This window comes from Roseovarius sp. (assembly GCF_030373445.1).
GTDB lineage: Bacteria > Pseudomonadota > Alphaproteobacteria > Rhodobacterales > Rhodobacteraceae > Roseovarius.
The window spans coordinates 175,734-199,767 of record NZ_JAUCYU010000010.1 but is presented as its reverse complement, the minus strand read 5'-3'; the positions used below and the strand labels follow the sequence as shown (position 1 = coordinate 199,767).

The 24,034-nt window shown below is 67.0% G+C and carries 26 protein-coding genes; 8 read left to right on the top strand and 18 right to left on the bottom strand.

Features of this window, described 5'->3' with window-relative positions; translation table 11 throughout:
- Positions 1-102: 102 nt before the first annotated feature.
- The 4 genes from QUV18_RS17995 to QUV18_RS17980 all read right to left on the bottom strand — a co-directional run bounded on the left by QUV18_RS17995 (position 103) and on the right by QUV18_RS17980 (position 3,292).
- On the bottom strand, positions 103-1,161 hold the full coding sequence (locus tag QUV18_RS17995; RefSeq protein ID WP_300895471.1) for an ATP-binding protein: 1,059 nt from the start codon (positions 1,159-1,161) through the stop codon (positions 103-105).
- Positions 1,162-1,179: 18 nt separating this feature from the next.
- On the bottom strand, positions 1,180-1,701 hold the full coding sequence (locus tag QUV18_RS17990; protein WP_300895470.1) for a gamma carbonic anhydrase family protein: 522 nt from the start codon (positions 1,699-1,701) through the stop codon (positions 1,180-1,182).
- Positions 1,698-2,339, bottom strand: coding sequence for a guanylate kinase (gene gmk, locus QUV18_RS17985; RefSeq protein ID WP_300895469.1), 642 nt, complete (start codon positions 2,337-2,339; stop codon positions 1,698-1,700). Before gmk ends, QUV18_RS17990 begins: the two co-directional genes overlap by 4 nt.
- A gap of 62 nt (positions 2,340-2,401) precedes the next feature.
- Positions 2,402-3,292: a YicC/YloC family endoribonuclease gene (locus QUV18_RS17980; RefSeq protein WP_300895468.1), complete on the bottom strand. Its 891-nt coding sequence runs from the start codon at positions 3,290-3,292 to the stop codon at positions 2,402-2,404.
- Positions 3,293-3,520: 228 nt separating this feature from the next.
- Between QUV18_RS17980 and QUV18_RS17975 the strand changes: the two genes are divergently transcribed.
- Both QUV18_RS17975 and QUV18_RS17970 read left to right on the top strand, forming a co-directional pair.
- A complete protein-coding gene (locus QUV18_RS17975; protein WP_300895467.1) occupies positions 3,521-4,159 on the top strand; it encodes a PAS domain-containing protein in 639 nt (212 codons plus the stop codon).
- Between the two features lie 106 nt (positions 4,160-4,265).
- The gene (locus QUV18_RS17970) at positions 4,266-5,393 is read left to right on the top strand and encodes a mandelate racemase/muconate lactonizing enzyme family protein (RefSeq protein WP_300895466.1); all 1,128 of its coding nucleotides are present in this window, start codon (positions 4,266-4,268) and stop codon (positions 5,391-5,393) included.
- Here the strand turns inward: QUV18_RS17970 and hisI are convergent, their stop codons facing one another.
- On the bottom strand, positions 5,394-5,756 hold the full coding sequence (gene hisI, locus QUV18_RS17965) for a phosphoribosyl-AMP cyclohydrolase (protein WP_300895465.1): 363 nt from the start codon (positions 5,754-5,756) through the stop codon (positions 5,394-5,396). It lies immediately after the preceding gene.
- Positions 5,757-5,822: 66 nt separating this feature from the next.
- On the opposite strand from hisI, the gene QUV18_RS17960 reads away from it, so the two are divergent.
- Together QUV18_RS17960 and QUV18_RS17955 are read left to right on the top strand one after the other, a co-directional pair.
- Positions 5,823-6,278, top strand: coding sequence for an iron-sulfur cluster assembly scaffold protein (locus QUV18_RS17960; protein ID WP_300895464.1), 456 nt, complete (start codon positions 5,823-5,825; stop codon positions 6,276-6,278).
- A 28-nt stretch (positions 6,279-6,306) separates the two neighbouring features.
- Entirely contained in the window at positions 6,307-6,501 is a 195-nt protein-coding gene (locus QUV18_RS17955; protein ID WP_300895463.1) for a hypothetical protein, read from the top strand.
- A gap of 205 nt (positions 6,502-6,706) precedes the next feature.
- Here QUV18_RS17955 and QUV18_RS17950 read toward each other — a convergent pair whose 3' ends face one another.
- From QUV18_RS17950 to QUV18_RS17930, 5 genes are all read right to left on the bottom strand, one after another.
- Complete coding sequence (locus QUV18_RS17950; RefSeq protein ID WP_300895462.1) at positions 6,707-6,829, bottom strand: hypothetical protein; 123 nt, start codon at positions 6,827-6,829, stop codon at positions 6,707-6,709.
- A 172-nt stretch (positions 6,830-7,001) separates the two neighbouring features.
- Complete coding sequence (gene recG / locus QUV18_RS17945) at positions 7,002-9,092, bottom strand: ATP-dependent DNA helicase RecG (RefSeq protein ID WP_300895461.1); 2,091 nt, start codon at positions 9,090-9,092, stop codon at positions 7,002-7,004.
- Positions 9,089-11,209 carry an NAD-dependent DNA ligase LigA gene (ligA, locus tag QUV18_RS17940; RefSeq protein WP_300895460.1) on the bottom strand — a complete coding sequence of 707 codons (2,121 nt, stop codon included), beginning with the start codon at positions 11,207-11,209 and terminating at the stop codon, positions 9,089-9,091. Before ligA ends, recG begins: the two co-directional genes overlap by 4 nt.
- Positions 11,210-11,306: 97 nt before the next feature.
- Positions 11,307-12,023: a response regulator transcription factor CtrA gene (gene ctrA, locus QUV18_RS17935; RefSeq protein WP_300895459.1), complete on the bottom strand. Its 717-nt coding sequence runs from the start codon at positions 12,021-12,023 to the stop codon at positions 11,307-11,309.
- A gap of 90 nt (positions 12,024-12,113) precedes the next feature.
- A complete protein-coding gene (locus QUV18_RS17930) occupies positions 12,114-12,407 on the bottom strand; it encodes a DUF1153 domain-containing protein (RefSeq protein WP_300895458.1) in 294 nt (97 codons plus the stop codon).
- A 123-nt stretch (positions 12,408-12,530) separates the two neighbouring features.
- On the opposite strand from QUV18_RS17930, the gene mnmA reads away from it, so the two are divergent.
- The 4 genes from mnmA (at position 12,531) to QUV18_RS17910 (ending at position 15,985) form a co-directional block, all read left to right on the top strand.
- On the top strand, positions 12,531-13,667 hold the full coding sequence (gene mnmA, locus QUV18_RS17925; protein ID WP_300895457.1) for a tRNA 2-thiouridine(34) synthase MnmA: 1,137 nt from the start codon (positions 12,531-12,533) through the stop codon (positions 13,665-13,667).
- Between the two features lie 108 nt (positions 13,668-13,775).
- The gene (locus QUV18_RS17920; protein ID WP_300895456.1) at positions 13,776-14,261 is read left to right on the top strand and encodes a hypothetical protein; all 486 of its coding nucleotides are present in this window, start codon (positions 13,776-13,778) and stop codon (positions 14,259-14,261) included.
- 133 nt (positions 14,262-14,394) lie between these two features.
- Positions 14,395-14,880, top strand: a complete 486-nt coding sequence (locus tag QUV18_RS17915) for a hypothetical protein (RefSeq protein WP_300895455.1) — start codon at positions 14,395-14,397, stop codon at positions 14,878-14,880.
- Between the two features lie 85 nt (positions 14,881-14,965).
- Entirely contained in the window at positions 14,966-15,985 is a 1,020-nt protein-coding gene (locus tag QUV18_RS17910) for an ornithine cyclodeaminase family protein (RefSeq protein WP_300895454.1), read from the top strand.
- On the opposite strand, the gene lpxB is transcribed toward QUV18_RS17910, so the two are convergent.
- From lpxB to rseP, 8 genes are all read right to left on the bottom strand, one after another.
- Complete coding sequence (gene lpxB / locus QUV18_RS17905) at positions 15,979-17,130, bottom strand: lipid-A-disaccharide synthase (protein WP_300895453.1); 1,152 nt, start codon at positions 17,128-17,130, stop codon at positions 15,979-15,981. The two genes, QUV18_RS17910 and lpxB, sit on opposite strands and share 7 nt — an antisense overlap.
- Complete coding sequence (lpxI, locus tag QUV18_RS17900) at positions 17,131-17,937, bottom strand: UDP-2,3-diacylglucosamine diphosphatase LpxI (RefSeq protein WP_300895452.1); 807 nt, start codon at positions 17,935-17,937, stop codon at positions 17,131-17,133.
- A gap of 2 nt (positions 17,938-17,939) precedes the next feature.
- Positions 17,940-18,743, bottom strand: a complete 804-nt coding sequence (lpxA, locus tag QUV18_RS17895; protein WP_300895451.1) for an acyl-ACP--UDP-N-acetylglucosamine O-acyltransferase — start codon at positions 18,741-18,743, stop codon at positions 17,940-17,942.
- Positions 18,744-18,748: 5 nt separating this feature from the next.
- Entirely contained in the window at positions 18,749-19,213 is a 465-nt protein-coding gene (fabZ, locus tag QUV18_RS17890) for a 3-hydroxyacyl-ACP dehydratase FabZ (RefSeq protein ID WP_300895450.1), read from the bottom strand.
- 69 nt (positions 19,214-19,282) lie between these two features.
- The gene (locus QUV18_RS17885; RefSeq protein WP_300895449.1) at positions 19,283-19,915 is read right to left on the bottom strand and encodes an OmpH family outer membrane protein; all 633 of its coding nucleotides are present in this window, start codon (positions 19,913-19,915) and stop codon (positions 19,283-19,285) included.
- A gap of 2 nt (positions 19,916-19,917) precedes the next feature.
- Complete coding sequence (gene bamA, locus QUV18_RS17880) at positions 19,918-22,242, bottom strand: outer membrane protein assembly factor BamA (protein ID WP_300895448.1); 2,325 nt, start codon at positions 22,240-22,242, stop codon at positions 19,918-19,920.
- 219 nt (positions 22,243-22,461) lie between these two features.
- Positions 22,462-22,587: a hypothetical protein gene (locus QUV18_RS17875; RefSeq protein WP_300895447.1), complete on the bottom strand. Its 126-nt coding sequence runs from the start codon at positions 22,585-22,587 to the stop codon at positions 22,462-22,464.
- Positions 22,588-22,689: 102 nt separating this feature from the next.
- Positions 22,690-24,033 (bottom strand): RIP metalloprotease RseP, encoded by a 1,344-nt coding sequence (rseP, locus tag QUV18_RS17870; protein ID WP_300895446.1) that lies wholly within the window; start codon positions 24,031-24,033, stop codon positions 22,690-22,692.
- Position 24,034: the final 1 nt, after the last annotated feature.

Genomic DNA, 24,034 nt, shown 5'->3' with positions numbered 1-24,034 from the left:
TTTGTTACAGGGATGTAACGGTTTTATGACAGCGCGGAAGTTGTTGGGGAAAATCGCCGTACTGACGCGGGGTCGCCCGCCCGGGGGCCGTGGCGGGCGGGGTCAGCGGGCCTGCTGGGCGCTGTCGCGGGGCAGGACGACGCGGAAGACGCTGCCCTCGCCGGGGCGCGATTCGATTCGCAGGCGGCCGCGGTGGCGCCCGACGATGTGCTTGACGATGGCGAGGCCGAGCCCGGTGCCGCCCATGGCGCGGGAGCGGTGGCTGTCGACCCGGTAGAAGCGTTCGGTGAGGCGCGGGATGTGGACCGGGTCGATGCCCGCCCCCTCGTCGCGGACGGAGATCACGGCGGCGGGCCCGCGCACCAGCGGCTCCTGCTCGGTGGTGGTCAGGGAGACGTGCACCGTCTTGCCCTGCCCGCCATACTTGACGGCGTTCTCGGTCAGGTTGGTGATCACCTGCTGAAGCTGGTCGGCATCGCCCGGCACGACGATCGGGGTTTCGGGCAGGTCGGCCAGGAGGGTGACGCCGTGATCGGCCGCGAGCGGGGCCAGCGCGTGGCGGACGGTGCCGATCAGGCGGCAGAGGTCGACCGGGTCGGTGGGGCGGACGCGTTCCTGCCCCTCGACGCGGGAGAGCGAGAGCAGGTCGCGGACGAGCCGTTCCATGCGCTGTGCCTCGTCCTGCATGGTGCCGAGGAAGCGTTCGGAGGCCGCCGCGTCGCCCTTCGCGGGCCCGCGCAGGGTTTCGATGAAGCCCAGCAGGGCGGTGAGCGGGCTGCGCAGTTCGTGGCTGACATTGGCGACGAAATCGCGGCGCATCTGGCCGGCCTGTTCGAGATGGGTGACATCCTCGAAACAGACGAGCACGCCGTGGCCGGCCTCGGTCTGGACCGGGGAACAGGTGACGTCGAAGGTGGTGTCCTGCGTGCCGTCGGAGGAGAGGTAGCGGGTGGTGCGCGGCTGGCGGTCGCGCAGGGCGGCCTCGATCGCGTCGAGGATCGAGGGCTGGCGCAGGGCGGTGATGAAATGGCGCCCGACGATGCCCTGCCCCAGGAGCTGCAGCGCGCGGTCATTGGCGCCGAGGATGCGCTCGCCCCGGCCGATCAGGACCGAGGGGAGCGGGATGGCGCTGAGGAGCGACGAGATGTTGTCGGCGTTCATCGCCTGTCGCTGCCCCCGTCAGACCGCCTTGAGCCCGTCGCGGTAGCGGCGCATGTTCTCCTGGTAGTGGATGGCGCCGTAGGTGACGGACTGGAGCGCCTTCTCGTCGAGCTGGCGGATGACCCGGCCGGGGGCGCCCATGACGAGGCTGCCGTCGGGGATTTCCTTGCCCTCGGTGATGAGCGCGCCCGCGCCGATCAGGCAGTTATTGCCGATCTTCGCGCCGTTCAAAATGGTGGCGCCCATGCCGACGAGGCTGTTGTTGCCGATCGTGCAGCCATGCAGCATGACCTTGTGGCCGATGGTGCAGTTCTCGCCGATGGTGAGGGGGAAGCCCATGTCGGTGTGCATGACGCAGTTTTCCTGCACGTTCGAGCCACGGCCGATGGTGATGGGCTCGTTGTCGCCGCGCAGCGTGGCGCCGAACCAGACGGAGGCGCCGTCCTCGAGGATCACCTGCCCGATCAGGTTGGCGTCGGGGGCGACCCAGGTGTCGTCGGCAAGCTGCGGGGTGTGGCCGTCGAGGGCGTAGATGGTCATGTGTTCTCCTCGAATTCCTGCTGGAGTTTCTGCACATGGGCGTTGAGGCCCGGCTGCTGGATGCGCTTGAGACGGGCGGCGGTGACGATGCTTTTCAGCCGCTCATCGGTGGCGTCGAGATCGTCGTTGATGAGCACGTAGTCGTATTCGCCCCAGTGGCTGATCTCGTCCCAGCTTTTCTGCATCCGTTTCGAGACCACGTCGGGCGCGTCCTGCCCGCGCTTGACGAGGCGGGCGCGCAGCTCGGCGATGGAGGGGGGCAGGATGAAGATCGACAGCGTGTGCTGGCCGAGGCCGGAGTTCTGGATCTGCTGGGCGCCCTGCCAGTCGATGTCGAAGAGCACGTCGCGCCCCTGCCCTATGGCCTCTTCCACGGGCCCGCGCGGCGAGCCGTAGAAATTGCCGAAGACATGGGCATGTTCGAGCATCTGGCCGGCGCTGACCGCGCGCTTGAAGTTGGTTTCGGTCATGAAGTGGTAATCCTGCCCGTCCACCTCGCCGCTGCGCGGGGTGCGGGTGGTGGCGGAGACCGAGAAGGAGATCGTGTCGTCCCAGTCGCGCAGGCGCCGGGACAGGGTGGATTTGCCCGCGCCCGAGGGCGAGGAGAGGATGATCAGGAGGCCGCGCCGGTCAGCCATGGGTGCCCTGCCCTTTCATCTTTCCGAAAATACTCAATTTCCCCGCTTTCCGGTTCGTGGTGTCATTCGACATTCTGCACCTGCTCGCGCATCTGGTCGATGACGGTCTTGAGTTCGAGCCCGGTGGCGGTGAGCGCCTTGTTCTGGGCCTTGGAGCAGAGGGTGTTGGCCTCGCGGTTGAATTCCTGTGACAGGAAGTCGAGCTTGCGGCCGACCGGGCTGCCGCTGGCGAGGAGGTCGCGGGCGGCGGCGATATGGGCGCGGAGGCGGTCGATCTCCTCGGTCACGTCGGCCTTGACGGCGAGGAGCGCCAGTTCCTGGGCGACGCGGGCCTCGTCGGCGGTGTCGGCGGTGTCCATCACGCGGGCGAGCGCGGTGCGGAAGGCCTGTTCCATGTCCGGTTTGCGGGCCTCGGCGGCTTGCGCCGCGTCAGCCGTGAGGCGCTCGATCTCGTCGAGCTGGGCGGTGAGCACGTCGGCCAGGGCGCGGCCCTCGGTCGCGCGCATGTCGAGGAAGGCGGTGAGCAGCCCCTCGAAGTCGGCCAGCAGGGTCGTGCGGAGCGCCTCGGTGTCCTCGTCGGCCGCGCCGGTGTCGAGCACGCCGCGCAGGCCGAGCAGGTCGGCGGCGGTGGCCGGGGCCAGCGTGACGCCGCGGGCCATGGCGCGGTTTTCCACCTCGGCCATGGCGGTGAGCACGTCCTCGAGCTGGGCGGCGTTGACCGCCAGCGCCCCTGCCCCGTCGTCGCGGGCGAGCTTGAGGTTGAGCGAGACGTTGCCGCGCCCGAGCGCGCGGCCGATGCGGGCGCGCAGGCCGGGCTCGAGCCCCTCGACCCAGTCGGGCACGCGCAGGCGCAGGTCGAGCCCCTTGCCGTTGACGCTGCGCATTTCCCATGTCCAGGAAAAGCCGTGCTGCGCCCCCTTGGCCGCGGCGAAAGCCGTCATTGATCTGAGCACGCGGGTCCTCCTGCCATGTCCCTGCCGGGTGCGGTTGGGTCTCGTCCTAGCCATTCGCTAGGGCAAGGGCAAGCGTGGCGGCGGGCACGGGGACGTGATCTGGCGTTAACCATTTATTAACATTTCGGGCGCCCTGTCGGGGAAAGCGTGTCACATTCCAAGGAAGCTCCGGCTGAGCGGCGGGCCGTGCCGGGGCTTCACGCCACCGGCCCGAGCGAGGGCAGACCCATGCATGACGACACGGACAGACCAGACGACGTGATCGAGCTTCGGCACCGGCGCCCCGGCGGGGGGCGGGAGCCGCAGGCGCTTGTCGATTACTGGGACGGTCTTCGGCGCGGCGGAACGGTGCCGCGGCGGGCCGAGATCGACCCGCGGCGGATCGAGGGGCTGTTGTCGGACACGTTCATCATCGAGCGGATCGCGCCGGGGCTGGCGCGGTTCCGGGTGGCCGGGGCGCACCTTGCCGACCTGATGGGAATGGACGTGCGGGGCATGCCGGTGAGCAGTTTCATCCACCCCGACCGGCGGGACGGGTTCGCCGGCGCGCTGACGCGGCTGTTCGAGGAACCGGCGACGGTTCAGCTTGACCTGGTATCGCGGGGCGGGTTCCGGCAGCCGGAGTTGAGTGCGCGGCTGGTGCTTCTGCCGCTGCGCAGCGACCTGGGCGACGTGAGCCGGGCGATGGGCTGTCTCGTGGCCGAGGGCGAGGTCGGACGCGCGCCGCGGCGGTTCGAGATCGCCCGGCTGCGGGTTGCGCCCGTGGAGGGCGGCGCGGCGGAGGTCAGCCGGCCCGCGCCGCAGCCGCCCCGCCCGGCGCCGAAACGGCGCGGACGCCCGTTCCTACGGCTGGTGACGAGCGATTGACGACGCACATTGTCGCGAACCGGACAGGTTGGCGCGTTTTCCGGCTTTCGCGCGGGCCGCGCCGGGCCTAGCCTGCGGCGAAATTCTCCTGTCAGGATGTGCCCGCATGGCCCTTATCTCTTCCGTTACCGCCACCCCGCTGCGCCTGCCGCTGAAACAGCCCTATGTCTGGTCGCAGGGGGTCGAGGATGCGTTTACCGTCAACCTTGTCATGATGACCTGCGAAGATGGCACGGTGGGTTATGGCGAGACGCCCGCCGCGCCGGATGCCGATGCGCAGAAGATCGTGCTGGAGAAGCTGGGCCGGGGGCTGGTGGGCCGGTCGGTGTTCGATATCGCGCAGGGTTTGCAGGATGTCTACCGCGAGCATTTCCTTGTGTTCGGCGGCAATATGCCTAGGTATTTCAACCAGTTGCGGAACGCACTTGAGACGGCGGCGCTGGATGCGCAGGGCAAGGTGCTGGGCCGTCCGGTGTGGGACCTGCTGGGCGGTGCGGTGCGGAAGGACGTGGGCTATTTCCATTTCCTGCAGGGCCAGTCGCCCGAGGCGCTGGCCGAGGATGCCGCGGCGGCGGTGGCCGAGGGCCAGCCGATATTGTACCTCAAGGTGGGTGTGGGCGCCGAGTATGACATGGCCGCCGTGCGCGCCGTGCGGGAGGTGGCGCCGGATGCAAGGCTGCGGCTGGATGCGAACGAGGCGTGGGACCAGTCGGTGGCGCTGCGGATGATCGCGCGGATGGCGCCCTATGACATCGAGTATATCGAGCAGCCGACGGCGAGCACCTCGCAGGCCGCGCTGGCGCATGTGGCGGCACGGTCGCCCATCGCGATCGGGGCCGACCAGAGCGTGTTCACGTTGCAGGAGGTGCATACGGCGGCCGCCGTGCACCGGGCCGACATGATCGCCGTGGGCCCGCGTGAGATCGGGGGCTTGCGGCCGCTGATGAAGGCGGCGGCGGTGGCCGAGGCGGCGGGGGTGCCGCTCTGCATCCACTCGTCGATGACGACGGGGATCACCACCTGTGCCGAGCACCACGCCGGCCGGGCCATTCCGAACCTCGACGATGGCAACCAGATCATGTGGCAATTGCTGGCCGAGGATATCGTCGAGGCGCCGGACCTGGCGCCGAAGAAGGGCCGGCTGGCGCTGGAGGGCAAGCCGGGGCTGGGGTTCACGCTGAAGGAAGACGTGATTGCCGAGGCCGCCGCGCGGCACCGCAAACACGCCGGGTGATCAGCCGACCATCGGCGTCATCAGCTCGACCTCTGCCCCGTCTTCAATGGCGGTGTAGAAGCAGGTGCGCCGGTTGGTGTGGCAGGCGGGCCCGTACTGGTGGACGCGAACGAGGATGCAATCGCGGTCGCAGTCGATGCGCAGTTCGACCAGTTCCTGCACGTGGCCGCTGGTTTCGCCCTTGACCCAGAAGGATTGCCGAGAGCGGCTCCAATAGGTAACGCGGCCGGTGTCGAGGGTGCGGCGCACCGCTTCGGCGTTCATCCAGGCGAGCATCAGCACCTCGTCGGTCTCGGAATCCTGCGCGATGGCCGGCAACAGCCCGTCTGCGTTGAATTTGAGTGTTTCGGGATCGAATGCCATGAAGGAAACCCTTTCCGTCTGCGTCACGCGCCTCTATCTATGGGGGGAACGCGGAAAGGGAAAGCCATGAGCGGCGAAACCGACCTGATCAAACTGTACTCGGCCCGGATCCTGGAGCTGGCGGCGGATATTCCGCATCATGGCCGGCTGGAGGACCCGGATGCGAGCGTGAAACGGCGGGCGCCGCTGTGCGGCTCGACCGTGACGGTGGATATCAAGACCGACGGCGCGGTGATCACCGATTACGCGGCGGAGGTGAAGGCCTGTGCGCTGGGGCAGGCCTCGGCCAGTATCGTGGGTGGGCATATCATCGGTTGTGATTTGCAGCAGGTGACCGAGGCGCGCGATGCGCTCAAGGCGATGCTCAAGCAGGACGGGCCGACGCCCCCTGCCCCGTTCGACGGGCTGGAGGTGCTGCGGCCGGCGAAGGATTACAAGAACCGGCACGCGTCGATCCTGCTGACGTTGGAGGCGACGGTGGAGGCGCTGGAGACGGCGCAGGCGTCGAGTTCCTGCGCCTGAAGTTCACCCCCTGATTTAACCGACTGCCATGGCCCCCCGCACCGTCTGGACCTTTAATTTTGCCGGCTGGATCCTGTTCCTAGTGTCGGCCGTGGCCTTTACATGGACGACATGGGCGGCGGGCGACCCGGTCGGGCTGATTGCCAGCCTCGCCTTCCTGATCGCGTGCATCTGCTTCATCGTGCCGGTGTGGATTCACCGGCCAACCAAGACGGAAGAGTGACGCGCAAGCCTTTGCGATGACATAAAAAAACCGCCGCACGCTTGGGGGCAAGCGGCGGCGGAAGGAAGCTCGGTTCCGTTTTACGGCCTGTCCGTGATCAGGGGGAGGCAGACCCCGGGGACAGTGATCAGGCGCGGCGCATCGAGACTATGGGGACAGGCGATGCGGGTTGCGCGACAGGCCAGGAACGTCGCAGGCAGAAAGGTTACAGAAGCCCCGGCAGGTAGAGCCCGCCCAGAAGCGTGACCATCAGGGCGGCGCCGCCGATGAGATCGCCCACGAGCGTGTCGCGGGAGCGGTAGGCGGCGGTCTTGAACTGGCTGAGCATTGGGTGGCTCCTTCGTCCGGTGTGGCTTTGTTGCTTATTTGTTCTCATTTTGGAAAGGGTTTGTAAAGAACTTTATGAGAACATACCGGAACATCTGTGGATAAATGCGGGTAAGGCTTTGGTATGGAACGAAACTTTTTGTTCCGTTTCCGTTCCTGTCTGTGGATAAGTCTTAGCCGACGCTGATGAGGCGGATCGCCTGGTCCTGCTCCATGAGCCACAGGAGGATGCGGGCCGCCTGCCCTCTTTCGCCCGTCAGGTCGGGGTCGTCGTTGAGCAGCTTGCGGGCGTCGGACTGGGCCACCGCCATCAGGGCCGCCTGCCCTTCGAGGTCGGCGATGCGGAAGCGCGGCAGGCCGGACTGGGCGGTGCCGATCAGGTCGCCGGCGCCGCGCATTTCGAGATCGACCTCGGCGATGCGGAACCCGTCTTCGGTTTCGCGCATGGTGGTGAGGCGCTTCTCGCCGGTCTCCGACAGCGGCGGCTGGTACATGAGCAGGCAGGTCGAGGCGGCCTCTCCCCGCCCGACGCGGCCGCGGAGCTGGTGAAGCTGGGCGAGGCCGAAGCTTTCGGCGCGTTCGATCACCATGATCGAGGCGTTGGGCACGTCGACGCCCACCTCGATCACGGTGGTGGAGACGAGCACGGAGGTGTCGCCCCGCTGGAAGGCAGCCATGGCGGCATCCTTCTCCTCGGGCGGCATCTGGCCGTGGACGAGGCCGACGACGCCCTCGCCAAGCGCGGCGCGGAGGCGTTTGAAGCGTTCGCCGGCGCTGGAAAGGTCGATGAGTTCGCTTTCCTCGACCAGCGGGCAGACCCAGTAGGCCTGCCGCCCCTCGGCGATGGCGCGGCGGAGGTGATCGACGACCTCGTCCATGCGGCCCTGGCTGACCAGCGCGGTGGTGATGGGTTTACGGCCCGGCGGTTTCTCGTCGAGGATGGAGACATCCATGTCGCCGTATTGCGCCAGCGACAGACTGCGGGGGATGGGCGTGGCGGTCATCACCAGCACGTCGGCCTGTGCGCCCTTGCGGCCGAGTTCAAGGCGCTGGCGGACGCCGAAGCGGTGCTGTTCATCGACGATGGCGAGGCGGAGGTCGTGGAACTCCACGTCCTTCTGGAAGACGGCATGGGTGCCGACGAGGATCTGGATGTCGCCCGCCTTGAGCGCGGCGAGCTTGCGGCGGCGCTCGGCCCCCTTGTCGCGGCCGGTGAGGATTTCGATGACGACGCCCGCGGCCTCGGCCAAGGGCGTGAGCCCTTCGAGATGCTGGCGGGCGAGGATTTCGGTGGGGGCCATCATGACCCCCTGCCCGCCGGCCTCGACCGCGATGAGCAGGGCTTTCAGCGCGACGAGGGTCTTGCCGGCGCCGACGTCGCCCTGCAGGAGGCGGTTCATCCGGCGGTCCTGGGCCATGTCGGCGGCGATTTCGGCGATGGCGCGGGTCTGGGCGCCGGTGGGGGTGTAGGGCAGCGCGTCGAGCACCTTGGCCTGAAGCTTGCCGGTGCCCACGGTGGCGCGGCCCTTGGTGCGGCGCAGCTTGGCGCGGGCGAGGCCGAGGGTGAGCTGATGGGCCATGAACTCGTCATAGGCGAGGCGTTCGCGGGGGGCGTCGGAGGGGCTGAGATCGGCCATGTCCTTGGGCGCGTGGGCGCGGGCGATGGCCGCGTGCCAGTCGGGCCAGCCGGCGCTGGCCTTCTGGGCGGGGTCGATCCATTCGGGCAACTCGGGCGCGCGGGCGACGGCGGAATGCGCGGCCTTGCCCATGGTTTTCTGGGTGACGCCGGCGGTGAGCGGGTAGACCGGCTCGAAATCGGGGATGTCGCCGGCCTCGTTCGGCGGCAGGATATGGTCGGGGTGGACCATCTGGGCCATGCCGTCGAAGAGCTCCACCTTGCCCGAGACCACGACGCGCTGGCCGGTGGGGAGGATGCGGCGGAGGTATTCGTCGCGGGCGTGGAAGAAGACGAGCTGGAATGTGGTGGCGGCGTCCTCGACATTGACGCGGTAAGGGCCGCCGCGGCGCTGGGGCGCGCGGTGGTCGCCAACGGTCACCTCGACGGTGACGGTTTCGGGGTAGTTGGCGCCCTGCACGGTTTCGCGGCGGCGGCGGTCGATGCCCGAATAGGGCAGCGTGAAGAGGACGTCGCGGGGGCGCTCGATATCGATCGCGGCGAGGGCCTTGGCGCTTTTGGGGCCGACCCCTTCCAGGGTTTCCAGCTCGGCGAAGAGCGGGAAAAGGATGGGGGGCCGGGTGCTCATGCCTGCCCTATCAGGTCGAGCCAGCCGTCTTCGTCGATAATCTCGACGCCGAGTTCCTCGGCCTTTTTCGCCTTGCTGCCGGCGCCGGGGCCGGCGACGACGAGGTCGGTTTTGGCGCTTACGCTGCCCGAGACCTTGGCGCCGAGGGCTTCGGCGCGGGCCTTGGCCTCGGCCCTTGTCATCTTTTCGAGCGTGCCGGTGAAGACGACGGTCTTGCCGGCGACGGGGCTTCCGTCGGTGGATGGGCGGGCCGCTTCGGCGACGTTGAGGTGGGCGGTGAGGCGGTCGATGCTTTCGCGCTCGTTTTCCTGCGCGAAGGCGGTGACGAGGGAGCGGGCCATGACCTCGCCCACGCCGTCGATGCCGAGGAGGCGTTCCCATTCGGGGCCTTCACAGTCAGCGGCGCTGTCCATGGCGGCGGTGAAATCATCCCACGACCCGTAGAATCGGGCGATGAGGTTGCTGGCCTGTTCGCCGACATGGCGGATGCCCAAGGCGAAGAGGAGGCGGCCGAAGGGAATGTTTCTTTTTTCTTCAACGGCTTCGAAGAGGTTCTTCGCGCTTTTCTCGCCCCAGCCTTCGCGGTTTTTGAGCTGTTTGACGCCGGAGCCGTAGCGCTCTTCCAGCGTGAAGATGTCGGCGGGTTCTTTGATCCATTCGTCGCGGTAGAATTGTTCGACCTGCTTGGCGCCGAGCCCCTCGATGTCGAAGGCGGCGCGAGAGACGAAATGTTTCAGTTTTTCAACCGCTTGAGCCGGGCAGATGAGGCCGCCGGTGCAGCGGCGGACGGCGTCGCCCTCCTCTCGGATGGCCTCGGAGCCGCATTCGGGGCAGGTTTCGGGGAAGGTATAGGGTTCGGCCCCGTCGGGGCGCTTGGAGAGGTCGACATCGGCCACTTTCGGGATGACGTCGCCGGCGCGGTAGACTTGCACCCAGTCGCCTTCACGGATGTCCTTGCCGCCGCGGATTTCGTTGCCCTTGCTGTCGCGGCCGGCGATGTAATCCTCGTTGTGGAGGGTCGCGTTTGAGACGACGACGCCGCCGACGGTGACGGGGGTCAGGCGGGCGACGGGGCTGAGGGCGCCGGTGCGGCCGACCTGGATGTCGATGGATTCCAGCCGGGTCCAGGCGAGTTCGGCGGGGAACTTGTGGGCGATGGCCCAGCGGGGGGTGGTGCTGCGGAAGCCGAGGCGGGCTTGCAGGGCGAGGTCGTCGAGCTTGTAGACGACGCCGTCAATGTCGTAGCCGAGCTCGGCGCGGAGTTGCTCGATTTTCGCATACTGGGCGAGCATTTCGGCTGGCCCGTCGCACAGCGCGGTGAGCGGGTTGGTCTGGAAGCCGAGGTCGGAGAGCCGGTTGATGGCGCCCATCTGGGTGTCGGCGAGCGGTTCGCTGACCTCGCCCCAGGCGTAGGCGAAGAAGCGCAGGGGGCGGCTGCGGGTGATCGAGGAATCGAGTTGGCGGAGGGAGCCGGCGGCGGCGTTGCGGGGGTTGGCGAATTGCTTGTCGCCTTTCTCGGCCTGCCGGGTGTTGAGGGCTTCGAAATCGGCGTGGCTCATGTAGACCTCGCCGCGGATTTCCAGCACGTCGGGGGCGCCTTTCAGGGTGACGGGAATGTCGTCGATGGTGCGGGCGTTTGCGGTGACGTTCTCGCCCACCGCGCCGTCGCCGCGGGTGGCGGCCTGCACCAGCTTGCCGGATTCGTAGCGTAGCGAGAGGCTGAGCCCGTCGATCTTGGGCTCGGCGGTGTAGGTGAGCTTCGCGTCACCCGCGAGGCCGAGGTAGCGGCGGATGCGGGTGTCGAACTCGGTGATATCCTCGTCTTCGAAGGCGTTGGCGAGGCTGAGCATCCGCACGGCGTGGGTGACCTTGGCGAAGGCTTCGGAGGGGGCGGCGCCAACCTGGTCGGACGGGCTGTCGGCGCGTTTGAGATGGGGGAAACGCGCCTCAATCGCCGCATTGCGGGATTTGAGCGCGTCATACTCCGCGTCGGTGATCGCCGGGGCGTCTTCGGTGTGATAGGCGGTGTTGGCCTCGGCCAGGCGTTGCGCCAGGTCGGCCAGTTCTTCCGTCGCCTGCGCCTCGGTCAGGTCGTCGACCGCTGGTTTCTGCGCCATCTTGCCCCTCCGCCTGAACGGGGCGCGGCCGGCCTGCCGCGCGCCCCCGGTCTGTCGTTGCAAGTGATAGGGCGCGGCGGCGGGCGCGTCCAGACCGTCAGGCGCCGATGGCGAGCGGCCTGTCCCCGTCGGAGGCGGGATCGGGGTCGCGGAGCACGTAGCCCCTGCCCCAGACGGTTTCGATATAGTTGGCGCCGCCCGTGGCCTCGGCCAGTTTCTTGCGGAGCTTGCAGATGAACACGTCGATGATCTTCAGCTCGGGCTCGTCCATGCCGCCGTAGAGATGGTTGAGGAACATCTCCTTGGTGAGGGTCGTGCCCTTGCGCAGGCTGAGGAGTTCCAGCATCTGGTATTCCTTGCCGGTGAGGTGCACGGTCTTGCCGTCGACCTCGACCGTCTTGGCGTCGAGGTTGACATGGACCTTGCCGGTGCGGATGACCGACTGTGCATGGCCCTTGGAGCGGCGGACGATGGCGTGGATGCGCGCGACCAGCTCCTCGCGGTGGAACGGCTTGGTCAGGTAATCATCGGCGCCGAAGCCGAAGCCCTTGATCTTGCTCTCGGTGTCGTCCGCCCCGGTCAGGATCAGGATCGGCGTGTCGACCCGCGCCATGCGCAGCTGTCGCAGCACATCGTGCCCGTCCATGTCGGGTAGGCCGAGATCCAGGAGGATCAGGTCGTAATCGTAGAGCTTGGCAAGATCGATCCCCTCCTCGCCCATGTCGGTGGTGTAGACGTTCAGGTTCGCATGGGTGAGCATCAACTCGATACTCTTGGACGTGGTTGGATCATCCTCCACCAATAGCACACGCATGACGGTCTCCGTTCTGATATCTCTTCCCGTCACGAGTAGTGACTAACAATGGTTAACTACTGGTTACCCGGACTGATATATTAGCTATCGCTACTTTGAGTTGTCGAGAGCTTTGTCCGCCAGTGGACGATTTGTCGCTTTCAGCCCGTCGGCGCCATGGGTGGAGAGCGCGGTCACCCATTCCTGGAATTCCTCCTCGCTGAGCCCGTAGCGGTCGAGCGCCTCGTCGCGTTCGATCAGGCCATAGAGCACGCCGCGCACAACCATCAGCTTGCGCGAGGCGACCCAGCGCCGCGTGTCGGGGGGCGGCAGGTCGGCCCGTGTCATCACCGTTCCGTCAGGCAGTTGCACGGCCCTTTTCCCGGCCACTTTCTTCAGATACATCACTCTCACCCTTACATTCCATGGGCCGGAGTGTTGCCGCAGCCGCTTAACGCCGGGTGAAACCGGGCCTTGAGAGTGTGTTGCATTTTCCTATATTCCGCGGGACCGGAACCGGAGAGAGACATGGCGCTCGACACTGAACTGAATTCGCTGGGCCTGCCCAAGGCCCCTGCCGACACGCGCGTCGTCGTGGCGATGTCGGGCGGCGTGGATTCCTCGGTCGTGGCCGCGATGCTGGCCGAGGAAGGCTATGACGTGGTGGGCGTTACGCTGCAATTGTATGACCACGGCGCGGCGCTGGCCAAGAAGGGCGCGTGCTGTGCGGGCGTGGACATTCACGATGCCCGCCGGGTGGCCGAGGAGATGGGCTTTCCGCATTACGTGCTGGATTACGAGAACATCTTCAAGGACGCGGTGATCGACGAGTTCGCCGACAGCTATCTTGCGGGCGCCACTCCGGTGCCGTGCATCCGCTGCAACGAACGGGTGAAGTTCAAGGACCTGCTGGAGACGGCGAAGGACCTCGATGCCGATTGCATGGCGACGGGGCATTACATTCAGCGCAAGCTGGGCGCCGCCGGGGCGGAGCTGCATTGCGCCGAGGATGCCAACCGCGACCAGAGCTATTTCCTGTTCTCGACCACGCCGGACCAGCTCGAGTACCTGCGCTTCCCGCTGGGGCACCTGCCCTCGAAGGATGCGACGCGGAAGCTGGCGGCAAGGTACGGGCTGGCGGTGGCGGACAAGCCGGACAGCCAGGATATCTGCTTCGTACCGAACGGGAATTATGCCTCCGTCATCGAGAAGCTGCGGCCGGGCGCGGCCGAGCCCGGGCAGATCGTGCATGTGGATGGCCGGGTGCTGGGCGAGCATGAGGGTGTCATTCATTACACCATCGGGCAGCGCCGGGGGCTGGGCATCGGCGGGCTGTCGGAGCCGCTTTACGTGGTCAAGCTGGACGTGGACGCCAAGCAGGTGATCGTGGGGCCGAAGGAGCTTCTGGCGACCCGGGTTGTGCCGGTGCGCGAGATCAACTGGCTGGGCGACGAGGCGTTTACGTCGAAGGACGAATGGCACGTTTCGGTCAAGGTGCGCTCGACCCGGCCGCCGCGGGAGGCGATCATCCGGCCGATCTCGGAGACGGAGGCGGAGGTGGAGTTGCTGACCGCCGAGGAAGGCGTGTCGCCCGGTCAGGCCTGCGTGTTCTACGAGACCGGTGGCAGCCGGATCCTGGGCGGCGGGTGGATCTGGCGGGGGTAACGGGGTTCCGTTACGTCAACTTTCCGGGTGGGCCGTCGCGCTTGCGGGACATGAAGGACAGCTTATAAGGGAATGTATCAACAGGATACTTTCCCAAAAGGTGTTTCCGTGACGATCCGCTTTCTTTCCTCCCTGCCCTTCGTACTGGTTCTGTCGGCCTGTGGCGCCGACATATCCTCGGAGCCGGTGAAATTTGCCCTGAAGCCCGGCGTCGACCCGGCATTCATTGCCACGACCGTGACCAAGCCCTTCCGGACGCAGGTTGTCGATGAGAATGGCAGCCACATCCGGCAGGAAGACGGGGTGACCTGCGTGCTGGAATCGAAGGAATTGAAGGCAACGCTGGTGACGCCGGCGAAGGTGGAGTTTCCGATCACGCGCGGGCGCCCCTCGCCCATCCACATGAGATGCCTGAGCGAGGATTACATGGCCGAAGGGGTGATGTACCCGGGGCTGAGCGGCCCGATCGTGGTGGGCCCGTCGCTGGTGGGAGTTGCGGCGGCGGTGGTGTCGGCCGGGGTGGCCGATGCGCGGGACAGGTGGGCCTTTGCCAATGAAACGGTCTGGGTGACATTGCAGGACCGCGGCGAGTAGGCCTTTGGCCGGGGCCGTGTGTCGCATGGGCAACGGTACGTAGGTGGACCGGTGCGCTAACGTTACGTCAATGGCGCGCCCGGGCGCATGGCCCTAGCATGGCGCCAGTCCCCCGGTACGATGGAGCTGTCCCTTGACCCATGTCCCTGCGCGTTTCGCAACCTGCCTTGCCTTGTTGGCCCTCGCGGGCTGTGGCGGCGGGCTTTCCTCCGGCGCGGCGGACGTGTCGCCGCGGGATGCGGCGTTTTCTGCCCGAATCGACGATACCGCGCGGTTCGCCGTCCGGACCCGGGTGACGGAGGGGGGCGCCAGCCGCGAGGTTCGGGGGCTGACCTGTCACTTGAGGTCTGACCAGTTGACCGCGACGGTCGTGACGCCGGGCAAGGTGGCGTTTCCGACGGTGCGCGGCCGGCCCTCGCCGCTTCAGATCACCTGTTCGGACGACACCTTCAGCGGCACGACCATGCTGCAGCCCGGGGTGACGGACCTGAAGATTTCCGCCCCGTACGTGCCGGGCATGTCCTCGGCCGCGTTGAAGGCGGGTGTGGAAAACCCTGCGACGCTGTGGGTTTATACCAAGGGGCCGGTCTGGGTGAGCGTCAGGCGGACGGACGGCTAGCGACGGGCCCGCGATTTCCGGGTTGCCGAGGGGGGCAAGCGCTGCCAGTGTCTATTTGTCCATACATATTAAGAGGCCCTGCCCCATGTCCACGCCTGCCGATACGCCGCCTGTCTATCTCGACTACCTGAACCGCTTCGATATCGAGGCGCTGGGGTTCACCGATGGGGAGATCCTGTCGGCGATCGAGGATTCGCTGAGGATGCAGGGCAAGGGCGAGACGGCGATCGAGCCGCGGATGCATATCCGGCCGCGCGCCGGGGTCGAGGGGCATTTCAACGTGCTGCGCGGCTGGATCGGCGGCGAGATCGACAGCGCCGGCACCAAGGTGGTGGGCGATTTCGTCGACAACTACAAGTCGGGGCGGCCGTCGGAGTATGGCCTGCTGACGCTGTTCGATCCGCGGATGGGGGCGCCCAAGGCGCTGATCGACGCGACGGGGATCACCGAGATGCGCACGGGGGCGATCACTGCGCTGGGGGCGAAGTACCTGGCGCCGGAGAAGCCGAAGGTGCTGGGCCATATCGGGGCGCGGGGCACGGCCTATTGGAACGTGCGCCTGCTGTGTCACCTGTTCGATTTCGAGGAGGTGCGCGTGCATTCGCGGCGGCCGGAGAGCCGGGAGGCTTTTGCGGAGCAGTTGCGGCGTGACCTGGGGCGGGAGATTACCGTGACGGAGGACTGGAAGTCCTGCCTGCAAGATGCTGATATCGTTGTGGAAGCGTCGAGATTGTCTGAGCCGCAGCCGCTGTTGAAGACCGACTGGATCAAGCCCGGCGCGCTGGTGGTGCCCTATGGCACGATGTCGGCGGTGGAGCTGAACCTGACGGATATCATGGACAAGGTGGTGATGGACGACTGGGGCCAGGCGCATGGCGTGTTCGGCGCGCTCCGGGAGCATGTGGACCAGGGCAAGCTGACCGAGGAGACGCTGCACGCGGAGCTGGGGCAGATCGTGGCCGGGGTGAAGCCGGGGCGCGAGAGTGCCGAGGAGACGATCCTGTTCTGGCATCGTGGCCTGTCGCTGTCGGATATCGCGCTTGGCCATGCGATGCTGGCCAAGGCGAAGGACATGGGCGTGGGGCAGCGGCTGCGCTTCTACTGAAGGTGCTTCAGCACGGCCTTCGCGGCGCGGAGGCCGGGGGCCTCGCCGCCCTTTCCGAGGCGCTCCATGGTGAGGGCCATCGCCTCGGGTTGATCGCCGGGGTTGTCGAGCAATTCCAGCAATTTGGGGGTGATGAGCTCAGGTCGGCAGTCGGCACCGTTGAGTTCGGGCACGGCGCGGGTTTCGCTGACGAGGTTGACCAGCGTGAGCGTGTCGATCCGGAGCATGCGTTGCAGGATCATGCGGCTTATCAGGTGCACATCGTAGGCGATGAGCATGGGCGTGGCGGCGGCGGCCAGTTCGAGCGAGACGGTGCCGGAGGCCGCGAGCGCCCGGTCGGCGGCGCCGAAAGCGGCCGCCTTTTCAATGGCATAGACCTTCGGGCTGCGGTTGTCGGGGGCGACGATGATGGGCTGGCCGGGCCAGTCGGCCGTCAGTTCGCGGACCTGTGCTGCGCGGGCCTCGGTGGCGGGGATGACGAGGCGCAACTCGGGGCGGGCGCGGCAGACCTCGCGCAGGGCCGTGCCGAAGATCGGGGTGAGCTGGGCGACCTCTGAGCGGCGGGAGCCGGGGAGGACCATGAGAAGCGGCGCGTCGCCGATGCCGCGGCTTTCGCGGAAGGCGGCGATTTGTTCGGGCGTGGCCTGCGGTTCGCTCACGACCGGGTGGCCGACGAAATCGCAGGCCATCCCGGCGGCTTCCATGTAGGGCGGCTCGAACGGGAGGAGCGCCAGCACCTGGTCGATATGGGAGGCCATGCGTTGGGCGCGCTTGGGGCGCCATGCCCACACGGAAGGCGCCACGTAATGCACCGTTCTGATGTCACTTTTCGCCTTCACGATCTTGGTGACGCGGAGGCAGAAATCGGGACTGTCGATGGTGATCAGCACGTCCGGGTTCGCGGCGAGCACCGCATCGGCGGCCTCGTGCAGGCGGCGGCGGAGGTGGGGGTATTGCTTGAGCACCTCGACCAGCCCGTGCACGCTCAGATCGTCCATCGGGAAGATCGAGGAGAGGCCCTCGGCCTCCATCATCGGGCCGCCGATGCCTTCGAACTCGACATCGGCGAGCTGTTTCAGCCCGGCCATGAGCGCGGCGCCGAGCCGATCGCCCGAGGCCTCGCCGGCGATCAGGAAGATACGCATCTAAAGCTCTGTCGCGACAAGGAAAATACCCTTGTCCCGCGCGGCCTGAAGGGTGGTATCTCGGTCGAGGATCATGACCTTGCCGGCCTCGATCACGAGCCCGGCGAGGCCCGCCACCGCCACGGCGTCGATGGTGCGGGGGCCGATGGTGGGCATGTCGATGCGGAGGTCCTGGCCCGCCTTGGCGGCCTTGACCAGCACGCCGGGGTGATCTCGGCGGAACTCGGGCGGGGTGGCCGCCACGAACTTGAGCAGCGCGTCGGTGCCCTGCACGGTTTCGATGCCGAGGCACTGGCCGCCTGCAACGACGCAGGCCTGGCCGAGGTCGAGGGGGGCGAGGCCGCGCAGGATTTCAGTGGCGCGGGCGATGTCGGCTTGCGTGGCCTCGTCCGGTGCGGTGCCGGCGTGGAGGCCCGGATCGGCTGTGAGTGCGGGCAGGACCTGGTGTGCGCCGACGACGGAAAAGCCCTGTTCCTCGAAGATGGCGATGACGGTCCGCAACAGGCCGTCATCGCCCATCTGCAGTGCTGCCATCAGGCGGGGGGCGATGGCGGCCATCTCGGCGTCGAAGGCCGAGGGGTCGAGCGCGGGGCGCACGAGGGAGCCGGCGAAAACCATGCGGCCGATGCCCGCGTCCTTCATGGCGGCGAAGAGCGTACCGATCTTTTCCAGCCGGTGGCGGTGGGATTGCCCTTCCAACTCGCTCGGGATGCCCTCGAGCGTGATGACCATGGCGTCGGGGTTGGCGCGGGCAATGGCCACGGGCAGCGCGCCGGCGCAGGCGAGGATCGCAAGCTTTCCGGACATGGTCAGATCGAGCCCGGGGTGAGGAAGGAGCGGTCGGAGCCGGCGGTGATGAAGTTGACGATCTGGCGGACGTAGTCGCTTTCGGTTTCCTCGCCGAGGCGGCGGGCGCGTTCCTGGAAGCTGCCCTCGCCCTGGGCCAGCATCTGGAAGGCGGCGCGCAGCGCGGTGATGTCGGAGCGGGCCACGCCGCGGCGCTTGAGGCCGACGAGGTTGAGCCCGTCGAGCTCGCCCCGGGGCGCCTGGACGAGGCCGTGGGGGATCACGTCGTTGGTGACCATGGTGACGGCGCCGATGATGGCCCCCTGCCCGATGCGCACCCATTGGTGGACGCCGGAGAGGCCGCCGATGATCACATCATCCTCGATGAGGCAATGGCCGGCGAGGGCCGCGTTGTTGACGATGATGACGCGGTTGCCGACCTTGACGTCATGGGCGACGTGGCAGCCGGCCATGAAGAGCCCGTCATCGCCGACGCGGGTGACGCCGCCGCCGCCCTCGGTGCCGGTGTTCATGGTGACGTGTTCGCGGATGCGGTTGCGGGCGCCGATCACCAGCTTCGTCTTCTCGCCGCGGAACTTCAGATCCTGCGGGATCTCGCCGATGCAGGCGAAGGGGAAGAGGGTGCAGTCTTCGCCGATCTCGGTGTCGCCGCTGATGACCACGTGGCTTTTCAGCGTGACGCCGTCGCCGAGCTTCGTATCCGGTCCGACGTGGCAGAAGGGGCCGACATGGCACCCCTGCCCCAGCTGCGCGCCGGGTTCGACGACCGCGCTGGGATGGATATCGGTTTCGCCGCGCGCGCTCATGCCGGTCACTCCTTGGGCATGTCGACCATGGCGGTGAACTCGGCCTCGCAGGCCATGTCCCCCTCGACCGTGGCCACGCCGCGGAACTTCCAGACCTTGCCGCCGGGGCGGCCGCGCAGGGTTTCGATGTCGAGCGCCAGCACGTCGCCGGGTTCGACCATGCGGCGGAACTTGCAGCTTTCGATCGACATGAAGTAGATCAGGACGTTCTTGTCCTGCAGCCCGAGATGGGCGCCGACCATGACGGCGGCGGTCTGGGCCATCGCCTCGACCATGGTGACACCGGGCATGATGGGCTTCTGCGGGAAGTGGCCCTGGAAATGGGGCTCGTTCATGGTGACGTTCTTGATGCCGCGGGCCGACTGGTAGCCGTTCATGTCGACCACCTTGTCGACCAGAAGGAACGGGTAGCGATGGGGAATCAGCCGCTGGATCATGTTGATATCCGCGGTTGTCAGCGGCTCGGTCATCGTCGGTCCTTTCGGTAAGTCGCGTGCGGTTTCCCTACCAAGCGGGGCCCGGCTGGGCAAGCGCGGGGGTTACTCGCTGTCGCCGGTGGCGGGGTCGGTGCCGGTGTCGGTGCCCGGGTCGGAGGGCGCGGGGTCGGTGCCGGTATTTCCCTCGCTCTCGGGCAGGTTGTCGCCGATGGCCCGGTCGATGCGGGCGATGGCGGTTTCGGTCACGTCGACCGCGTCGGTGCGGAAGAGCACGGTGCGGGCGTCGAGCACCACGGTGCCGCCGGCCTCGCGCATGACCTCGGAGAGCACGGGTTCCACGGCGCGCAGGAACTGGATCGGGAGCCGCTCGCGGTCGCGCTCAAGGTCGACGACACGGCGTTCGCTGTCGCGGCGGATTTCCTGCACCTTGGCATCGAAGGCGTCGGCCATGTCGCGGAATTCCTCGGGCGAGGTTTCCGCGCGAAGCTCGGTCAGGCGCTTCTCCTCGGCCTCGAGCTCGGCTTCCAGCCGGCGGTTGCGCGAGGCGAGTTTTTCACGTTCGGCCTGGTGATCGGCGACCATCCGCTGGCCCAGTTCGGTCTGCTCGAACAGCCGCTCGGGGTCGAGGACGAGGATTTCGCTGCGGATGATCCCGAGGTCCTGCGCCCCGGCCCGTGGCAGGCCGAGGCAGATCAGAGCAACCGCCGCAACAGCAAGGCCGCGCAGGCAGGTCAAGTTCAGAAGTCCGTTCTGACCGAGAAGTCGAACTGGCGCTCGATGTCGCCGGGCTCTTTCTGGAGGGCCTTGGAGAAGTCCATCCGGATCGGGCCGAAGGGCGATTCCCAGAACAGCGAGAGGCCGATCACGTGGCGCGGCTCGAAGCCGACCGACTGGGCCACGGGGGGCACGATGGTGTCGACGTTCCAGATCGAGCCGATGTCGTAGAAGGCACCGCCGGTGATGCCGAACTCGGCCGGCAGGCCCAGCGGGAATTCCGCCTCGAACTTGGCCGCGGCGAAGAGGTTGCCGCCCAGGTGTTCGCCGGCCTGCACCGGGCCCATGCCGTTGGGCTCGAAGCCGCGGATGACCTTCTGCGTGAACCGGTCGACGGCGCGGCCGCGGGTGCCGCCCATGAAGTCGATCGAGCCGGCCTCGAAGATGCCGCGCAGGGTGACTTCCTCGTTCAGGACGCGGGTTTCGCCGACCACCCGCAAGGTCGATTTCAGGTATTCCTGGTCGCCGCCAAGGCCGGCGTATTCCAGCCCCGTGTCGATCAGGACCCCGGCATTGGGGTTGAGGCCGTTGTCGCGGCTGTCGAACACGTAGCGGTAGCCGATCGCGCTGGCGACCTGGCCGCCGAGGGCCGCTTCTGCGGCAAGCGTCGGAGAGGCGCCGGCGTAGTTGCCCAAGTCCGAGTAGGCGGCGCTGTAGTAGAGCGTCATCCTGGAGCGTTCGGCCAGCGGGAAGGTGATGCCGGGCCGGAAGTTGGCATAGGTCGTGTCGTAGAGGCTGTTGTCGCTGTCCGTCTCGACATAGGCGGACGAGAAGGAGAAGGCGACGTCACGGCCGAGGAAGGCCGGCTCGATGAAGTTGATCGAGTAGTTGGAGCGGTCGCCGGAGAGCGACACGTTGGCCGCGAGGGTCTGGCCGCGGCCGAGGAAGTTGCGTTCCCGGAAGCCGACGGAGATGCCCAGGCCCGCGTCGGTGGAGTAGCTGCCGCCGAAGGTGAGCGAGCCGGTGGTGGTTTCCTCGACATCGACATCCACGACGACCTGGTCGGGGCGCGAGCCTTCGCGGGCGTTCACCTCGGCGTCGCTGAAGTAGCCGAGGGCGCGGATGCGTTCGGCCGTTTCGCGGATTTCGCGCGGGTTGAACGGGTCGCCCTCGACGGTGTCGAACTGGCGCCGGATCACGCGGTCGAGCGTGGTGGTGTTGCCCTCGATATCGATGCGTTCGACGAAGACGCGGGGGCCGCGCACCAGCCGGAACTCGACATCGAGCGTGAGCGCGCGGTCGTTGCGGGTGATGTTGGGCTCGACGCGCAGGAAGTCGATGCCCTTCTTGATGGCAAGCCGTTCCATCCGGGCGATGGAGTTCTCGACCAGCGTGGGCGAATAGACGACGCCCGGCTTGATCTTCAGCACGTTCTGGAACTCGGCCGAGTTGGCCTCGGGGAGTTCGCTGGTGGTGGTGATGCGCCCGAAGCGGAACTGCTGGCCTTCCTGGATGTTGAAGGTGACGAAGTAGCCGTCACGCTCGCGCGCCAGCTCGGCATTGGTGCCGGTGACGCGGAAATCGACGTACCCGCGCGACTGGTAGAAATCGGTGAGGACCTGCTCGTCGAATTGCAGGCGGCCCTCGACGAAGGTGTCGCGGTTGACGATGGCGCGCAGGAGGCCGGCCTGCTTGCTGCCGACCACGCGGCGCAGGCGGCGGTCGGAATAGACCTTGTTGCCGACGAAGCTGACGCGCTGGATCTCGATTCCCTTGCCCTCGAAAATCTCGAAGACGAGGTCGACGCGGTTGTCGCTGCGGCGGATGATCTTGGGGGTGACGCGGGCCGCCACGCGGCCGTTCTCGACATAGGCCTGCGAGATGTTGGCGGCGTCACGCTCGGCCTGGCTGGGGCTGAAGACCTGACGCGACTTGCTCTGGACGATGCTGGTCAGGTTGTCGTCCTTGATCTTGCGGTTCCCCTCGAAGGCGATCTTGTTGATCGTCGGGTATTCGCGGACCCGGATGACAAGCTGGCTGCCGCGCGGCTCGATCTCGACCGTTTCGAAGAGGCCGCTGTCGACGATGCGCTGGTAGGCGTCGTTGAGCTGCCCGGCCGAGACCGTCTGGCCGCGGGAAATCCCCGCGTAGGTCAGGATGGTGCCGGGTTCGATACGCTGGTTGCCCTCGATCGAGACGGAGGTGAATCGGTAGGTCTGAGCGGAGGCGTCGTCCGGAGCGGCGAAGCTGGCCAGCAGGATCGCGAAAACGATCAGCCCCCGTGCCACGAAACTCTTAAGGGAAAAGCGTGCTTGGCGCACGTCTCGCCACGCATTCAAGACATTCATTTGCAAACCCAGTCAGACATCCCAGTATAGGAAGTCAGTAACCTCTCTCTCTGGGCTTGTCAAAGCGCGTGTGGGCAGATTTTGTGTATGTTCCGGGACGGAAGACAAGAAGCGCCCCGATACCCGGCAACCCATGCGGGCGCCGGGGCCTGTCAAGCACGTTGAAACCGGTTGGAAACGGGGCGTTGCACGGCAGGTTTGACGCCGCGCGGGCGCCGCTCAGATCGAGCCGAAAAAGGCCCCTGCGAGCAGCGCCACCGCGATGGTGGCGAGATAGAGAATCCGATCCCAGTTGACGTTCACCAGGAGGCTGATGCCGCGGTATCCGCTGACGATCTGTTGCATGGTCCTGCCCCTACTTCGTTTCAGGCGTTACCTGACGCAGCATTGTGACGCGAATCCGGATTGGATTGGGGCGAAATCATGGCGGGCCGCCCTGCCCCCGCGTCAGGGGCAGAACAGATCGTTGGTGATCGCGAACGCCATGACCGAGAGGACGAAGACCAGGCCCACGGTCATGATGATGCGCAGCGCCTTCTCGCTGGGCGGGCGCCCGGCAACTGCTTCATACGCATAGAAAACCAGGTGGCCGCCGTCGAGCACGGGAATCGGGAAGAGGTTGAGGAGGCCGACCGCGGTGGACAGGACGGCGATGAACCAGATGTAGTTCGAGATGCCCTGGCTGGCCATGGCGCCCGAGACTTCGGCGATGCCGATGGGGCCGGACATGTTGCAGCTGCTGATCTGGCGGGTGATCATGTGGTAGAGGCCCGAGACCGAGCCCGAGATCACCTGCCCGACCTGCGCGGTGCCGTTGGCCAGCGCGTCGATGGGGCCAAGCCGTTCGGTGGCGGGCTCGAAGGCGAGGCCGCCGACGATGCCGATGCGCCACTGGGTGCGGAAGCCGCCCTCGTCCTGCGGCTCGTCCACGCGGCGGGGCGCGAGGGCGAACTCGAGTGTCTCGCCGTCGCGCCACACGTCGAGCTGAAGCACGCGGCCTTCGGAGGTTTCGACCAGTTCCTGGAGTTGCGCAAAAGACACGATCGGCTGGTCATCGACGGCGGTGATGACGTCGCCCTGCTTCATGTCGATGTCGTAGGCCGCCGATTGCGGCGAGAGCTGCACCACGTGGGGCGGCATCGGGTACGGCCCCTGAACGGTGACCAGGTCGCCATCGCGGCGGACCTCGTATTCGAGCAGGTCCCGCTGCGGCAGGGCGTCGATGAAATCCTGGAAACCCTCGCCGCTTTCGGCGTCGCGGGCGGGCACCTCCTGCCCTTCGATTCGGACCAGTTCGTCGCCGGGCTGCAGGGTGATCCCCTCGACCGGAAGGTCGGTCAGTTCGCCCACGGCCAGGGGTTTGGCCACCTTGCCCTGGGCCATCATGACGGCGGTGAAGACGATGATGGAGAGGATGAAGTTGAAGACCGGACCGGCGGCGACCGTGAGGGTACGCGCCCAGAGCGGCGCGCCCAGCATGGTATGGCGTTTCTGCTCGGCGTTCATGGCCTCGTAGCCGTCGCTGGCGGTGCCGCTGGCGGCGTTGGCGTCGCCCATGAACTTGACGTAGCCGCCGAAGGGCAGCGCCGCGAACTGCCAGCGGGTGCCGTGCCGGTCGGTGCGCGAGAAAAGCACCGGGCCGAAGCCCAGCGAGAAGACCTCGGCCTTGATCCCGCACCAGCGCCCGACGATGTAATGGCCGTATTCGTGGATCGCCACGATGATCGACAGAGCGACGATGAACGCCACCGCGGTCATGAAAATGCCGCCAAACTGGGGGATGATCGCCATC

Excerpts from the sequence above, each read along its gene's own strand:
- QUV18_RS17955 (WP_300895463.1), top strand. The coding sequence starts at position 6,307 with ATGGCCCCCCGCACCGTCTGGACCTTTAATTTTGCCGGCTGGATCCTG.
- QUV18_RS17975 (WP_300895467.1), top strand. The coding sequence starts at position 3,521 with ATGCATGACGACACGGACAGACCAGACGACGTGATCGAGCTTCGGCAC.
- QUV18_RS17910 (WP_300895454.1), top strand. The coding sequence starts at position 14,966 with ATGTCCACGCCTGCCGATACGCCGCCTGTCTATCTCGACTACCTGAAC.
- QUV18_RS17970 (WP_300895466.1), top strand. The coding sequence starts at position 4,266 with ATGGCCCTTATCTCTTCCGTTACCGCCACCCCGCTGCGCCTGCCGCTG.
- lpxA (WP_300895451.1), bottom strand. The coding sequence starts at position 18,743 with ATGAGCGCGCGCGGCGAAACCGATATCCATCCCAGCGCGGTCGTCGAA.
- lpxB (WP_300895453.1), bottom strand. The coding sequence starts at position 17,130 with ATGCGTATCTTCCTGATCGCCGGCGAGGCCTCGGGCGATCGGCTCGGC.
- QUV18_RS17950 (WP_300895462.1), bottom strand. The coding sequence starts at position 6,829 with ATGCTCAGCCAGTTCAAGACCGCCGCCTACCGCTCCCGCGACACGCTC.
- hisI (WP_300895465.1), bottom strand. The coding sequence starts at position 5,756 with ATGGCATTCGATCCCGAAACACTCAAATTCAACGCAGACGGGCTGTTG.
- QUV18_RS17930 (WP_300895458.1), bottom strand. The coding sequence starts at position 12,407 with ATGTATCTGAAGAAAGTGGCCGGGAAAAGGGCCGTGCAACTGCCTGAC.
- mnmA (WP_300895457.1), top strand. The coding sequence starts at position 12,531 with ATGGCGCTCGACACTGAACTGAATTCGCTGGGCCTGCCCAAGGCCCCT.
- ctrA (WP_300895459.1), bottom strand. The coding sequence starts at position 12,023 with ATGCGTGTGCTATTGGTGGAGGATGATCCAACCACGTCCAAGAGTATC.
- rseP (WP_300895446.1), bottom strand. The coding sequence starts at position 24,033 with ATGGCGATCATCCCCCAGTTTGGCGGCATTTTCATGACCGCGGTGGCG.
- QUV18_RS17875 (WP_300895447.1), bottom strand. The coding sequence starts at position 22,587 with ATGCAACAGATCGTCAGCGGATACCGCGGCATCAGCCTCCTGGTGAAC.
- lpxI (WP_300895452.1), bottom strand. The coding sequence starts at position 17,937 with ATGTCCGGAAAGCTTGCGATCCTCGCCTGCGCCGGCGCGCTGCCCGTG.
- recG (WP_300895461.1), bottom strand. The coding sequence starts at position 9,092 with ATGAGCACCCGGCCCCCCATCCTTTTCCCGCTCTTCGCCGAGCTGGAA.
- fabZ (WP_300895450.1), bottom strand. The coding sequence starts at position 19,213 with ATGACCGAGCCGCTGACAACCGCGGATATCAACATGATCCAGCGGCTG.
- gmk (WP_300895469.1), bottom strand. The coding sequence starts at position 2,339 with ATGGCTGACCGGCGCGGCCTCCTGATCATCCTCTCCTCGCCCTCGGGC.
- QUV18_RS17960 (WP_300895464.1), top strand. The coding sequence starts at position 5,823 with ATGAGCGGCGAAACCGACCTGATCAAACTGTACTCGGCCCGGATCCTG.
- QUV18_RS17995 (WP_300895471.1), bottom strand. The coding sequence starts at position 1,161 with ATGAACGCCGACAACATCTCGTCGCTCCTCAGCGCCATCCCGCTCCCC.
- bamA (WP_300895448.1), bottom strand. The coding sequence starts at position 22,242 with ATGAATGTCTTGAATGCGTGGCGAGACGTGCGCCAAGCACGCTTTTCC.
- QUV18_RS17990 (WP_300895470.1), bottom strand. The coding sequence starts at position 1,701 with ATGACCATCTACGCCCTCGACGGCCACACCCCGCAGCTTGCCGACGAC.
- ligA (WP_300895460.1), bottom strand. The coding sequence starts at position 11,209 with ATGGCGCAGAAACCAGCGGTCGACGACCTGACCGAGGCGCAGGCGACG.